Source organism: Acinetobacter lwoffii (assembly GCF_052078135.1).
Lineage (GTDB): Bacteria > Pseudomonadota > Gammaproteobacteria > Pseudomonadales > Moraxellaceae > Acinetobacter > Acinetobacter lwoffii_Z.
The window spans coordinates 82,554-95,773 of record NZ_JBQGUZ010000012.1; the positions used below are offsets into that span (position 1 = coordinate 82,554).

The window sequence follows — 13,220 nt, forward strand, 5'->3', positions numbered from 1 at the left end:
TCCTTTTATCATCGACATACATCATATTCGATCAATTCGGCTGATCAAAGCACTATCGTTTTAAATGATCAACTCGCTTTAGAGGCTTCACTGAAAACGACGGGCTGAGCCAGACGAATAATTCGTGGGAAACCGAAATACATGCGTAAATCCCGGATAATCTTTGCAATCTGTTTACGGTTATGCACCACGATATTGACGTAAGTTTTGTCATCCTGAGTGCGCACCATTTCCACCCCGGAATGCGCTTTACGACATTGGTAAATCAGGTCGGAAATCTGCTCGTCATTCATGTCCAGGTCAATGCTGAGATAGGCAGTAAAGCTGATATCTTCCAGATCATCAGAGGTCCACTGCAACAACATGATATTTTCTGGATGCTGATGCTGTTCATGCAGCAGGTTATGACAGCGTGCACGATGCACAATTAGACCGCGACGGGTCAAATGACCCTGAATCGGATCACCCAGCACAGGATTGCAGCAATGTGCATATTTGACATCGACACCTTCGGTTCCCTGAATCAGACGGTCTGAGCTGGCAATATTCTGATGCTGATCTTGGGCAAATAAATGGTTGGCCACCAGTTGCGGTAATAAATCACCGACTGCAATCTGTTCAAATAGCTGTTCCTTGCTGGAAACATGGCGCCACTCCAAGAGGTTTTTCCAGTCTGCTTCAGTCAGATCGCGAATCGAACGATGAAACAGTTTTAGTGCACGATTGAGAGCCTGTTGTCCGACCAGACGCTGTTCGTCTGGATCTTGATCACGCAGAATATTCTGAATAGCACGACGAGCTTTCTGGGTATTAATAAAACTGAGCCAATCTGGGTTTGGAGTTGCAAGGACATCAGTAATGATTTCGACTACCTGACCACTGACTAAAGGCGTTGAAAGCGGCTTAGTTTCATTGTTAATTTTTGCACCAACCGCATGGTTGCCTAGGAATAAACTCGCGGCATAAGCAAAGTCAACCGCCGTGGCGCCTTGTGGCAATTCATGTAAATGGCCGTGCGGGGTATAGACCCAGATTTTTTCCTGATGTAAATAGTCCAGTAATTCACTGAAAGTCGTTTTGGCGCATTCACCATCGACCAGAACATTCAGATTCTGCATCGAGGCCTGAATCGCAGAGCGGCAGGCTTGCGGGGCACTTTCACCCAGCACGACGCCAAAACGTGCAGCTTTACGCATGAGTTCAGTTTGAATGGTCAAAGACAAAGTGGTCTTTTCGCCTTTTAGGCGCATCATTAAGGACTGGTTGCCTCCCGGTAATGGGCGGCGGATATGATCTTCATAACTCTGGATTTTAAAACTTTGCGTCAGAATTTCTGCCAGTCGGTCACAGTCCGCGATGCTCTGTAAAATAATTTCAAATGCATGGCTGTGCGTCAATTCCTGCAGATCGATGTCATTTTTAACAAAGTGGCGCAGTAGCTCAATATTGTTATTTTTCTTCTTAATTCGGCCCTGAATGGCATTCTGTTGCAGCAGTTCGGTCAGGTTCTTTTCCCATTTTGCCTGATATTCACAGCGTTTGGGCTTGGTTTCCAGTAGAGCAGCCTGCACATTGTTATACATGTCTAGATCTAGATTCTGATAACAAAGATGTTCCAGGTTATCGGCCATTTCATTCATGCCGACAATACGTGCCATGGGAACAAAGATTTCAAAGGTTTCGCGGGCAATACGCGCGCGTTTGTCAGGGCGCAGTGCGTCCAAAGTGGTCATGTTGTGATAACGGTCGGCCAGTTTCACAATAATGACACGTGGATCTTGTAGCGTCGCTTGCAGGATTTTCCGGAAAGAAGCCGCTTTATTATATTCTTTATCGCTGGAATGACTGAGTTTGGTGACACCATCGACTAGTTCAGCGACGGTAAAACCAAAAATCTTGCTAATATCATCTTTGTTGAATTCAGTATCCTCAATCACATCATGCAGCAGAGCAGCCATTAAGGTTTCAGTGTCCAAACGCATATGCGCCAAGATACAGCTGACCGCAATCGGATGTAAAATATAAGGTTCACCACTTTTACGCACAATCCCGTCATGCGCCATATCTGCATAATCACAGGCCGCAAGCACACGTTCGACATCGCTTTCACTTAAATACGCATCGATAATGATCTCTAACTGCTGCTTGGCTTGACTGACCTGTGGGCCTGGCATAAAACACCTTTTTTCAACTGAATTTTTTACAAATAAAACGTGAAAGCATTCTAGAAATGTGAATTTCCTGGCTTGATGGTTTTTTGCTGCTACAGAGCAGAAAACCAATACAAACTTGATAGCTAACCCTTATGTTATAACCGTTCTGGCATAAATATAAAAGTCACATAACAAAAAAAGCCTAGTTTAGAACTAGGCTTTTTGAGTGACGATCTCTTATTGGAAAGAAAAACCGTCTAAGTTTAGATTATTTGCAGAAAGTGCAAGATCCAAGCTTGATGTTTGATAATCTTGATCACGTTGTTTCAAAATGTCTTTTGATACATGACCTGAAGCGATTTCACGTAAAGCAACAACAGTCGGTTTGTCATTGTCCCATTCTACAGTTGGTTCAATACCTTGACGTGCCAATTGACGCGCGCGCTTGCTTGCCACTAGTACAAGCTCAAAGCGGTTGTCTACATGGTCTAAACAATCTTCAACGGTGACGCGTGCCATAAGAATTCTCGTTTGAATAATAAATTTTAACAGACTGCACAGTATAAAAGGCTTTGTTTATAGACTCAAGTTTTAATCACTGCTCAGTTGGGGTAATTAGTTTCTGAATCAGTTTTTCATGACGGTTGGCCTGTTGCGACAGGGTTAAGCGGTTGGCGATAATTACCGCTTCCAGGTCATGCAGCGCTTTATTAAAGTCATCATTAATGATGATATAGTCAAAGTTGCTATATTGTTGCATATCTTCTACCGCGCAGCTTAGACGATGTTCAATCACATCCACAGCATCAGTACCACGGTTAGACAGGCGTTCACGCAGGTCAAACTGGCTCGGCGGCAGAATAAAGATTTGTTTGGATTCAGGAAAAAGTCGACGAACCTGTTGCGCACCTTGCCAGTCAATTTCCAGTAGAACATCATGACCTTTGGCCAGTTGCTCTTTGACTGTGGCTTGCGCAGTACCGTAGTAATTACCAAATACTTCGGCGTATTCGATAAAACCGCCTTCATTGACCAGATTTAAAAAATCTTCTTTATTGGAGAAATGATAGTGTACGCCATCGAGTTCGCCAGGTCGTTGACCGCGTGTAGTGTGTGACACAGAAACGTGAAGATTGTTGACACGCTCAAGTAGGGCTTTAACAAGGGATGTTTTGCCTGTTCCAGACGCTGCAGAAACGACAAACAAGAGACCCGACATGATATTTTTCCTGATATGATAAAATATCTTCTCTATTTTAGAGTAGAGCGGCTTTAAACTAAATAGTTGTCAGTCGATTGTTTACATTTATTTCAATTGAACCGCTAAAAATGGTGTGAGTATTGAGGATTCTATGGAAATTGTTTTAGCCAATCCGCGTGGTTTTTGTGCTGGTGTAGATCGTGCCATTGCGATCGTGAACCGTGCCCTAGAATGCTTTAACCCACCAATTTATGTGCGGCATGAAGTGGTGCATAACAAATTTGTGGTCGATGACTTGCGTCAGCGCGGTGCGATTTTTGTCGATGAGCTCGACGAAGTTCCTGACGATAATATCGTGATTTTTAGCGCACATGGTGTTTCTAAAGCAGTACAACAAGAAGCTGAACATCGTGGTTTGAAAGTTTTTGATGCGACTTGTCCCTTGGTGACTAAGGTGCACATTGAAGTGACCAAATATGCCCGTGAAGGTGTGGAAGCGATCCTGATTGGTCATGAGGGCCATCCCGAAGTTGAAGGCACCATGGGGCAATATGACAAAAAAAATGGCGGTGAGATTTATCTGGTTGAAGATGAAGAAGATGTCGCCGCTTTAACGATACGCAATCCTGAAAGAGTGGCTTTTGTCACGCAAACCACTTTATCAATTGACGATACAGCGAAAGTGATTGATGCTCTGCGCCAGAAGTTTCCGCTGATTCAGGGTCCACGTAAAGATGATATTTGCTACGCCACACAAAACCGTCAGGATGCAGTGCGCGATCTGGCTGAACGTTGTGATGTGGTTCTTGTAGTAGGTTCTCCAAACTCGTCTAATTCAAACCGCCTACGTGAGCTGGCGGAACGTATGGGTAAAGCGGCTTACCTAGTCGATAATGCCGATGAGCTTAAGCAGGAATGGTTTACAGGAAATGCCCAGATTGGGGTAACAGCAGGCGCATCTGCACCTGAAATTCTAATTAAACAGGTCATTCAGCGTTTACAAGATTGGGGCGCAGATGTACCTCAAGAACTAAATGGTCGTGAAGAAAATATAACTTTTAGCCTGCCAAAAGAATTACGTATTCCAGTTACTCAAGCTTAAAATGTGACGTATTTATCACCTGATTTTTAATTTTTTAAAAACAGATAATTGCTTTTTTGCAGTTATCTGTTTTTTTATGCCATTCATCCCTATTTGTGTGGAGTTTGTAAGTTAATTAGATACTATTTTTAATGAGGTAAAGTTTTGTTGCTTTGAGGGCAGGATGCAAAAATTAAAAGGATTCACGTTAATTGAACTCATGGTGACGCTTGCGGTAATAGCAATTGTGGCTAGTATTGCTGCTCCTAAATTCCAAGATACGATGGATAAACGATCTATTCAAAAGACGGCTACAGATTTAGAGAAAGCTTTAGTGCAAGCGCGAGCAGATGCAGTTTTATACCGTAAAGAAATTACTGTTTATTTGGGTATAAATGGTATTGACGATCCTGCTCATCGCTATTGGAAGCCTGCCGAAGGTGTAACGTTGTCATTTATTGAGGGTACATGTACAGGAACTACATGGTCTCAGGCTGTGATGGGATCTCCGCTTACTTTCATTAAATTTCTACCTCAAGGGAATGTAAGGGGATTGCCTGCAAATTTAGAAATAAAAATAACAAATGCTAGTACTCAAAATTATATTACTTTAACTAATTTTGGTCGAGTGTCATCTAGCAAAACCTCTGCATTTGTTGGGAGTTGTTAATAATGAAAATTAAAACTCAACACGGTGTAGGACTTATGGAAGTGTTAGTAGCGCTTATTTTGCTTTCAATAGGTGTTCTGGGATTTTCTATACTGCAGGTACGTGCAATGGATGCTTCTTTAGATGCATCAAAGCGAATACAAGCAATGAATTTAGCAAGAGATCTATCTGAAAGAATGCGCGCAAATAAGTCAGGATTGTCTAAATCAATAACTGTGACTGAAAATGAGATTGATAAGCTTGTTGACGCATATAGTAATGCAATGTCGGGAAAATATTATATTTCAAGTCATACACCCAATTGTATTGGAAGTACAAAATGTTCAAGCAAAGATTTTGCACAAGAAGATGCAAATCAAATTCTTTATAGAGCCTATACATCAGGTATGAAGATTGCACTCAATGACTGCCCTGGCAATATGAGTTTAAATCGCTTTTGTGTTTATGTAGCTTGGGGGGAGACATTGCCAAAAGATGGTGGAGCAAATGCATGTACTAATAGTGGAAGCTTGACGTCTAACTCTAAATGCATAGTTCTGGAGGCGTACTAATGAGATATTCAAAAGGTTTAACACTCATTGAATTAATGGTTGCCTTAGTTATTGGTTTAATTATTATTGCTGCCGCATTTCAGCTCTTTTTAACAGGAAGTATTAATTATAATTTACAAAAAAATCTGGCTGAACTTCAAGATAACGGTAATTTTGGTCTGAACTATCTTATAAAAGATATTAAATTAGCAAATTTAGATGCCGATTTAGCAATAATAAATGATCGAAATCAATATAGTGGTATTGTTCTCACCAGTTCTAAAAGCTATGCCTCTTTAGCTGAAGAAGATAAAAAAGTTCAGTCTGCGAATCTCCCATTATATCTAACAAATTCATCTGTGGAACTTAGTCAGCTCACTAGGGCTAAAGTAGGACCAAGTAATGTCAATATCGCGAGTGACCAGTTAGTCATTCAATATAAAGCATTTGATCCCCAAGGATTTGATTGTGAAGGAAATGCAATTACTCAAGATGAGATTAATGAAGGTTTATTTATAGTACAACGATATTTTTTGCGAACAGATGGAAAGAATACAGATTTAGCTTTAGCGTGTGATGCTGGCCGATATAAAACCTTGGTACCCACTGATAATCTGCCAGGGGGGATCAATGGACTAGGGGGCAATGGTCAAATCGTTATGCGACGAGTGGACTACTTTCATGTGCTGCTTGGGGTCAAACAAAATAATAGTGATGAATTTAGTTATATGACAATTGATCAATATATGGGAAGCACAAATAGTTTGGTGAAAGATGGGGCTCCGCGTGCACGTATTATGTCTATTCAATTAGGGGCCCTAGTACGTGGTTTTGATTCAGTCGCAGGGAATGAAGTAATGCCGACAGAATTTAGGGTGTTAAATCAAAATATAGAATTAGACGGTAGCTTGACAGAAAAGTATGTAAGAGATGTGGTAAGCCAAACAGTCGCATTAAGAAATGGCTATGGTCTTATGGAGGAGTTGTAAATGAAACAGTTCCAAAAAGGTGCAACATTAATAGTTGTATTGTTCGTACTGATATTTATGATTCTCATAGGGACACTTGCTGTAAAGCAAAGCTTGGTAGGTTTAAATGTTGCCACAAATAGTCAAGCACAGAGTTTAATGAAGCAAACAGCAGATGCTGTATTCTTTGCTATAGAAAGAGATAATCAAAACTCTGCAACTTTTCAAAAAAATTTAAGTGCTTTAGGTTTATTTGGAATGGTGAAATCTGATGATTTTATTTATAAAGAATTAGTTTTTTGTTTTAGACCTAAATCTCAAAATAAAGTTTTTAATATACAAAAGGCAAGTATTATTTACCCTACTAATAATACTAATGGAATCAATAATTCCAGTTTAGGTACTGCGGGATTTTGTGAGTACACGTCTTCAGATTATAGCAGTAGCCGTGACGTTATGATTTCTCAAGTAGCTGTTAAAAAAAGTAGTTTGCAGACAGATATACCTTTTAAATTTTATCCTTTAGGAACTGATACTTCAACCGTGCAACTTGATCAGGTACAACCTATTCAAATTGTTGTGACTACGATTATTCCTGGTGCAGCAAGTAGTTCGGGTATAGGTTGGTCATCGTTTAATACTCAAATAAATGATTGTTTTAAGAAGCGTATTAATTTCAAGTCAACAGATTATCCAGGTCAGCAAACCGTAGCAGAGTGTTTTAGTGCATTAGGCGTTCCATATAGTCAGCAAGTTATGGATTATGCTGTTATTAGTTATGCATCTAAAAGTTAAGGAAATTTTTGGGGATTTAAAATGAAAACTAAATATAAAAAAATTACTGTCATCATGCATACGGCTATTATGACATCCTTAATTTGCTCTGCTTTACCTAGTAATGCTAGTGACATTGAACTCTACAAAGCTCCACAAGCAAGTGAAACGACTTTGATGTTCATGCTGGATGTTTCAGGAAGTATGAATCCGGGTAGTAATAACTATAGTGAGAATAGATTAAAAAGCTTAAAAGACGGTATGACTACATTACTGCAAGGCGACTCTATTCAAGGAATAACACCCTTACCGGATGAATTGGTTGTAGGTTTGGCAACCTTTAATGATAAAACCGGAAGAATGAAATTAGAGGCTAAGGCCTTAGGAGATCCAACTCCGTTAGCTGGAAATAGACCCGTTTATAAAACGACAATTAATTATAAACAGGATATCAGTCATACACTAACAGTGACTAAATTGGATGTGCAAAAGCAAGAAAGAACACAAACCGTTCCTAGTAAAAGAGATTGTTTGTGGATTTTTTGTGGTGATTATTATCCTGCCAGTGATAATTGGACTCCAACTAATACTTCTACTGCAGGATGGGTGAATACAACCAACACATCAAATAGTAATACATCTGAAACTGATTGGGTAAATGTCGGTCAAGCTAAACAAGAGGGAAACACAATTGCTCAAGAGTGTGTGGATTGGAATACCAATTTAACTTGTAAAACTAACTCTTGGGTGGCTAGCAGTAAACTACCAACAGATTTTCCAGGAACTACTACAACTTCATCTAATAGTACTGCTACTCAAGGAGCAATAGTTAATGGTAATAGTACAACTATAGGGCCTACAGCAGGTTCTTGGACTTCAGCAGAGGTAGTATCGGGCTCTCAAAACTGTAATTCGTCCGGCTGTACCCGTAAACAAAGTAGAAGCTTAACTACTACAACAATTATTGCAACATTGCAGAGTTCTACGTGGTCATATACAACTACTACCACCTATGGTGGGGTGGCTTACGAAACACATCGGAAGAAGATGCTACGTGAAGTTAATGCACTATCTGCACGTGATGGAACCCCAACAGCTTTTGCATATGCAGAAGTTGCTGCTTATCTATTAGGACAAACCACTAAAGGGAAATCTGGAACAGGGTTTGCTGAGTCTACAACTGGAGATATCAGAACAGCCGATATTTATAATAACCCTCCACAAATTGATAAAAATAAGCAATGTAATACACAAGGTATTTATTTTCTAACTGATGGGGTGCCGGAGTACTCCAATTCTACGAATGCTGAAGCAATTACACGAGCTGCATTAAATGATGAAAGTTTTGAATGTAGTGATACAACTCTGACTTCAGGCCGAAACTTTTATAATGGAGATATTTCCAAGAAAAACTGGCAATGTATTGGTGGATTGGCCAAGCGACTGAAAAATGGCACAGTAAACGATACGAACCAACCATTAAATAATCCTAAAGGTGTTTCGATACTTACAGCAGTGGTTGGATTCGGTAGTACATTATCTGAAACTACTGGGCAATATGCGAATGATGTCGCAGCTGCTAAAGAGTGGGGCACATTGGGCGGTGGTAAATATTATTCAGGAAATAATGACCGTGCTGTTGTATCTAGCGTTATTTCTTTTTTGAAAGACCTTGATAAGTATATCCCACCAGTCACTACTGGATCAGTCACTATTCCAGTAGATGCACTAGACACTCAAAATATCCAGCCTTGGGGATATTTTCCTCAATTCGATCCGAAACCAGATGCACTGGGCGCTGCTGGGGTGTCAACTTGGTTGGGGAATTTGAAAAAATATAAAGTAATTGATCAGGTTTTATATGATAAAGACAATAATACTATTACAAATTCACAAGGACTGATTAAAGACGATATTAATGATTATTGGGCTGATCCAAGTATCTTGAAATTAATTACAAAAGAAATAAATGGTGAGAAAAAATCATTTAATGTGAAAGTTGGCGGTGCTTTAAGTAAAATGTTTTTAGGATATGATGCTGTACGATTTCCAAAAGAAAGAAGAATTTTTACCGATCGTACAATAGCACAAGATACAATTGATCCTACTCAGAATAAAATTGGTTCAATGACCTCAGGTACATTAAAGCAAATTGGTAGAGATGATTTTCTTACAACAAGTAATAATAAATTTAAAGAAGATCCTAAACGAGCTTATCTTTTGTCTTTATTTGGATACCCAATCGGTAAGGACTTAGCCTATAACATTGATTTATACCCTAAAGAAGAAGTTTACCAAACTGAATTACAGCAAGTACTAAATCAGGCGCCGAAAAGAGATTGGTTAATGGGTGCGGTTATGCATTCAAAGCCAATTTTATTGACGCAACAAGGTACAACTACTTATGAAAATGATATTTTAACATTTACAAACCGTGATGATCTAATTGTATATGGTAGTACCCAAGGTATTCTTCATATAGTTCGCGCTGGCAAAAATGCAACAGACAGTGATGCTGGAAAGGAAGTGTTTGCTTTTGTTCCTTCGGAGATGATTGATAATCAACCTAAAGCATTTTTATCTCAAGATAATCAGGTTTCTGACTTAAAATATGGTATTGATGGGCAATGGACAGCTCATACAGAATATGTAACTAAATCTACAAGTGCTGCAAATGCCAATCCTACAGTAACAGTAAATGGTGGTAAGCAATGGTTATATGGTGGTCTACGAATGGGGGGGAAAAGTTATTATTCTTTAGACCTATCTGATGTTACCTCAAGTTCAGGTACTCCAAAGCTAAAGTTTAAAATAGCACCGTCTGGAAGTTGTAGTAGTAGCAATCCTTTAGGCTGTATGGGGCAAAGCTGGTCAAAACCAACTATTACATGGGTAAATTGGCAAGGTAAACGTAAATTGGTAATGCTCGTTGGAGGGGGGTATGATACACGTTATGAGTCTAGTGTAGATTACAATCCATCAGGTATTGATGAAGGTGCCGGAATCTATATGTTTGATGCTGATGATGGTTCTCTTCTTTGGTGGGCAAGTGCAAATGTAGGATCAAGCAATACAGCTACTAATAAATATTATGATGCTAACCTAAAACGAAGTGTAGTTGGTGGAATTAAGGCTGTTGATAGAAATGCAGATGGGATTGCAGACCATTTATATTTCGGTGATTTAGGGGGGCAGTTATGGAGAGTGGATTTAAATGGGAATAAAAATGCTGGGTTAAATGGAGCTACAGGAGGCAATGTTGCTCAGCGTATAGTTCGACTCCTTGATATGTCTGGAAGTAATGCTCCAAGATTTTATACAACACCCACTTTCACGATTCATAATTCAGGAAACACTACATTTGGTGTAGTTACTCTGGGTTCTGGAAACTTAAGTTATCCAATGTCAGCTCAAGACAATGAAAAAGAAGCAGTTTATGTAATATATGATAAAGATGTAGCTAGACGTAATCTATCAATTCTAAAAAATACGGAATTATATACAAAAGATATAAAACCAACTGGTTTATCAGGCAATGAATTGGTAGCTAATCAGAATGGAAATACCTTAGTTCCGCTTTCAAAAGGAGGATGGTTCTATAATCCTGGAAGCAATAAGAGAATATTAAATGATCATGTGGCTATCGATAATGATTTATATGTCAGCGTTTTTGATGCCAATATTGATATTGATACCGTAGGTTGTTCTGGAGGAGTAAGAGGGGCAAGTAATGTTACTCAATTCTGTCTTCCTTTTGGACAATGTACTGTTAAAAAAGGTAATAGCACTGAAGTTGTAAATAGACCAAACAATGTATTTTTAGGAAAGGGTAATATTGGTATTAGCTTTGGTGGTGTTGACACTAAACGAGGTTTAGTTCTTAACTTACCGACTACAGAAACACTGAAAACTTATCAAGGTAAGACGAAATTTATTTCACAGCGTTGGTATGAGCGTTAAGGAGAAATTTGAATGCGGTATGGCAGAGGTTTCACCTTAATTGAGCTTATGATTGTAGTCGTGATCCTGGCGATCATTGTTGCAATCGCAATACCCAACTACCAGGAAACTGTCAGAAAGAATAAAGAAGCTAAAGCTCAGCAAGAAATATTAAAAGTTGCTGAGCAGTTGGAACGCCATCGTGCTAGAAATTTTAATTATCGTAACTTTTCAGCGACAAATGTCCAACTTCCAAGGGATTATAGTCTCAATGTGTATGATTTGGATGATAATACAAAAGGGTTGGGTTCTGATGTTCAGGGAAGAGGCTGGTATATCAAAGTAACACCCGATAGCCATCCCAAAAATCATTACTTTTTAATGGGGAGTAATGGTTTGAAATGTAAGTCAATTATTGAGGCAGATGTCAACTTTAAATGTGAACCTTGGAATGAATCTACAAAAGCAGGAAGCCAACCATGGTAAGACAGCATGGATTTACATTAATTGAACTTATGATTGTGGTCGCGATTATTGGGATATTGGCAGCTATTGCATATCCAAGTTATACACAGTACGTCATTAAGTCTAATCGAGTTGATGCTCAAGCAGAGATGACCCGTATTGCGTCGTTAATGCAGAGATATAAAGTTATTAATTCCACATATATTAAAAAAAATGGTCAGCCTTTGACCTTGTCAGATTTAAATGTTTCAGCTGACTATCCTAGTTCTACAAAAAAAAATTATCAATTTGGGCTTTCAAGTGTAACAGCTGACTCTTGGGTCTTGACTGCGACACCATATGGAACACAAGTAGGTAACGGCAATATTGTTTTAAATTATGAAGGTCATAAATGCTGGACAAAAGGGTCTACATGTACTGTGTCAGCAACTTCTAATTGGGATTAATATTCTAATAAATCCAAAATTCTACCTAAACACTTTTTGATCTTTCATTCAGGGCAAAGTTCAAGTAAAATACTGCCCTCTATGAAAGGGGTTTGAGCTGTATCGATGGTCGGTACAAGGATAATCCGTAAAAACTATAAGGTTCTATCATGGTTGTTATTCGTCTTGCACGCGGTGGTGCTAAAAAACGTCCGTTCTATCAAATCATTGTGACTGATAGCCGTAATGCACGTGACGGTCGTTTCATCGAACGTATCGGTTTCTTCAACCCTACAGCTCAAGGTAAAGCAGAGAAACTTCGTTTAGATGCTGAACGTTTTGCTCACTGGGTTTCTCAAGGTGCTCAACCTTCTGATCGTGTTGCTTCTTTAGCTGCTCAAGCTAAAAAAGCTGCAGTTGCTGCATAATTTTTCTATAAATTAGGTAGTAGCTTGCCCATGACACCAACACAGAATGTTCCCGAAGATCGTATTCAGATTGGACAGTTGCGTTCAGCATATGGATTAAATGGGTGGCTCTGGGTCTATTCCAATACAGAACCTATGAGCAACATATTTGACTATCTGCCTTGGTACATTGAGACCAAAGCAGGTTGGCAAATTGTCGATGTAAAACGTTGGAAACCACATGGTAAAGGACTGGTTGTTTCGCTGAAAGGTGTGAGTGATCGCACTGGCGCAGACGAACTGGTTGGCTCCAATGTCTGGATCTCTAAATCGCAACTGCCTCAAGCAGGCGTAGATGAGTACTATTGGTCTGATTTAAAAGGTCTAACTGTGTTAGGTCTGGACGATGAAGAGCAAGAAGTCAATCTCGGTCAAATTTTTGAGCTGTTTGAGACAGGTGCTAACGATGTGATGGTGGTTCGCGCAACTGCCGACAGCATCGATGGCGAAGAGCGAATGATCCCATGGCATAAAGATGTGGTGCAACGCGTTGATCTTGAAGCTGGTCGTATCTACGTCAATTGGGGCGTAGACTACTAAGAATTTT

13 protein-coding genes are annotated in these 13,220 nt (G+C 39.5%); 10 read left to right on the forward strand and 3 right to left on the reverse strand.

Going from position 1 to position 13,220, the window contains the following annotated elements:
• Positions 1 to 68: 68 nt before the first annotated feature.
• From ACTL4S_RS09700 to gmk, 3 genes are all read right to left on the reverse strand, one after another.
• On the reverse strand, positions 69 to 2,174 hold the full coding sequence (locus ACTL4S_RS09700) for a RelA/SpoT family protein (RefSeq protein ID WP_441299272.1): 2,106 nt from the start codon (positions 2,172 to 2,174) through the stop codon (positions 69 to 71).
• Positions 2,175 to 2,390: 216 nt separating this feature from the next.
• Complete coding sequence (rpoZ, locus tag ACTL4S_RS09705) at positions 2,391 to 2,672, reverse strand: DNA-directed RNA polymerase subunit omega (protein ID WP_004281186.1); 282 nt, start codon at positions 2,670 to 2,672, stop codon at positions 2,391 to 2,393.
• Positions 2,673 to 2,748: 76 nt separating this feature from the next.
• Positions 2,749 to 3,372, reverse strand: coding sequence for a guanylate kinase (gene gmk / locus ACTL4S_RS09710; RefSeq protein WP_005249796.1), 624 nt, complete (start codon positions 3,370 to 3,372; stop codon positions 2,749 to 2,751).
• A 133-nt stretch (positions 3,373 to 3,505) separates the two neighbouring features.
• Here gmk and ispH point away from each other — a divergent pair, with 133 nt between their 5' ends.
• The 10 genes from ispH (at position 3,506) to rimM (ending at position 13,213) form a co-directional block, all read left to right on the forward strand.
• Positions 3,506 to 4,456, forward strand: a complete 951-nt coding sequence (ispH, locus tag ACTL4S_RS09715; RefSeq protein WP_441299273.1) for a 4-hydroxy-3-methylbut-2-enyl diphosphate reductase — start codon at positions 3,506 to 3,508, stop codon at positions 4,454 to 4,456.
• Positions 4,457 to 4,619: 163 nt separating this feature from the next.
• Positions 4,620 to 5,105: a pilus assembly FimT family protein gene (locus ACTL4S_RS09720; RefSeq protein ID WP_441299274.1), complete on the forward strand. Its 486-nt coding sequence runs from the start codon at positions 4,620 to 4,622 to the stop codon at positions 5,103 to 5,105.
• 2 nt (positions 5,106 to 5,107) lie between these two features.
• The gene (pilV, locus tag ACTL4S_RS09725; RefSeq protein WP_441299275.1) at positions 5,108 to 5,656 is read left to right on the forward strand and encodes a type IV pilus modification protein PilV; all 549 of its coding nucleotides are present in this window, start codon (positions 5,108 to 5,110) and stop codon (positions 5,654 to 5,656) included.
• Positions 5,656 to 6,624: a PilW family protein gene (locus ACTL4S_RS09730; protein ID WP_441299276.1), complete on the forward strand. Its 969-nt coding sequence runs from the start codon at positions 5,656 to 5,658 to the stop codon at positions 6,622 to 6,624. Before pilV ends, ACTL4S_RS09730 begins: the two co-directional genes overlap by 1 nt.
• Positions 6,625 to 7,398: a pilus assembly PilX family protein gene (locus ACTL4S_RS09735; RefSeq protein ID WP_184412750.1), complete on the forward strand. Its 774-nt coding sequence runs from the start codon at positions 6,625 to 6,627 to the stop codon at positions 7,396 to 7,398.
• Between the two features lie 21 nt (positions 7,399 to 7,419).
• Positions 7,420 to 11,337: a PilC/PilY family type IV pilus protein gene (locus tag ACTL4S_RS09740; RefSeq protein ID WP_441299277.1), complete on the forward strand. Its 3,918-nt coding sequence runs from the start codon at positions 7,420 to 7,422 to the stop codon at positions 11,335 to 11,337.
• A gap of 12 nt (positions 11,338 to 11,349) precedes the next feature.
• Positions 11,350 to 11,802 (forward strand): type IV pilin protein, encoded by a 453-nt coding sequence (locus ACTL4S_RS09745; RefSeq protein WP_441299278.1) that lies wholly within the window; start codon positions 11,350 to 11,352, stop codon positions 11,800 to 11,802.
• Positions 11,796 to 12,227 (forward strand): type IV pilin protein, encoded by a 432-nt coding sequence (locus tag ACTL4S_RS09750; protein WP_441299279.1) that lies wholly within the window; start codon positions 11,796 to 11,798, stop codon positions 12,225 to 12,227. Before ACTL4S_RS09745 ends, ACTL4S_RS09750 begins: the two co-directional genes overlap by 7 nt.
• 149 nt (positions 12,228 to 12,376) lie before the next feature.
• Positions 12,377 to 12,634, forward strand: a complete 258-nt coding sequence (gene rpsP, locus ACTL4S_RS09755; RefSeq protein ID WP_085064356.1) for a 30S ribosomal protein S16 — start codon at positions 12,377 to 12,379, stop codon at positions 12,632 to 12,634.
• 30 nt (positions 12,635 to 12,664) lie between these two features.
• Positions 12,665 to 13,213, forward strand: a complete 549-nt coding sequence (gene rimM, locus ACTL4S_RS09760; protein WP_004281200.1) for a ribosome maturation factor RimM — start codon at positions 12,665 to 12,667, stop codon at positions 13,211 to 13,213.
• The last annotated feature ends 7 nt before the right edge of the window (positions 13,214 to 13,220 follow it).

What these genes read in the sequence shown, in the direction of transcription:
- ACTL4S_RS09700 (WP_441299272.1), bottom strand. Translation starts at nt 2,174, where the DNA reads ATGCCAGGCCCACAGGTCAGTCAAGCCAAGCAGCAGTTAGAGATCATT.
- rpoZ (WP_004281186.1), bottom strand. Translation starts at nt 2,672, where the DNA reads ATGGCACGCGTCACCGTTGAAGATTGTTTAGACCATGTAGACAACCGC.
- gmk (WP_005249796.1), bottom strand. Translation starts at nt 3,372, where the DNA reads ATGTCGGGTCTCTTGTTTGTCGTTTCTGCAGCGTCTGGAACAGGCAAA.
- ispH (WP_441299273.1), top strand. Translation starts at nt 3,506, where the DNA reads ATGGAAATTGTTTTAGCCAATCCGCGTGGTTTTTGTGCTGGTGTAGAT.
- ACTL4S_RS09720 (WP_441299274.1), top strand. Translation starts at nt 4,620, where the DNA reads ATGCAAAAATTAAAAGGATTCACGTTAATTGAACTCATGGTGACGCTT.
- pilV (WP_441299275.1), top strand. Translation starts at nt 5,108, where the DNA reads ATGAAAATTAAAACTCAACACGGTGTAGGACTTATGGAAGTGTTAGTA.
- ACTL4S_RS09730 (WP_441299276.1), top strand. Translation starts at nt 5,656, where the DNA reads ATGAGATATTCAAAAGGTTTAACACTCATTGAATTAATGGTTGCCTTA.
- ACTL4S_RS09735 (WP_184412750.1), top strand. Translation starts at nt 6,625, where the DNA reads ATGAAACAGTTCCAAAAAGGTGCAACATTAATAGTTGTATTGTTCGTA.
- ACTL4S_RS09740 (WP_441299277.1), top strand. Translation starts at nt 7,420, where the DNA reads ATGAAAACTAAATATAAAAAAATTACTGTCATCATGCATACGGCTATT.
- ACTL4S_RS09745 (WP_441299278.1), top strand. Translation starts at nt 11,350, where the DNA reads ATGCGGTATGGCAGAGGTTTCACCTTAATTGAGCTTATGATTGTAGTC.
- ACTL4S_RS09750 (WP_441299279.1), top strand. Translation starts at nt 11,796, where the DNA reads ATGGTAAGACAGCATGGATTTACATTAATTGAACTTATGATTGTGGTC.
- rpsP (WP_085064356.1), top strand. Translation starts at nt 12,377, where the DNA reads ATGGTTGTTATTCGTCTTGCACGCGGTGGTGCTAAAAAACGTCCGTTC.
- rimM (WP_004281200.1), top strand. Translation starts at nt 12,665, where the DNA reads ATGACACCAACACAGAATGTTCCCGAAGATCGTATTCAGATTGGACAG.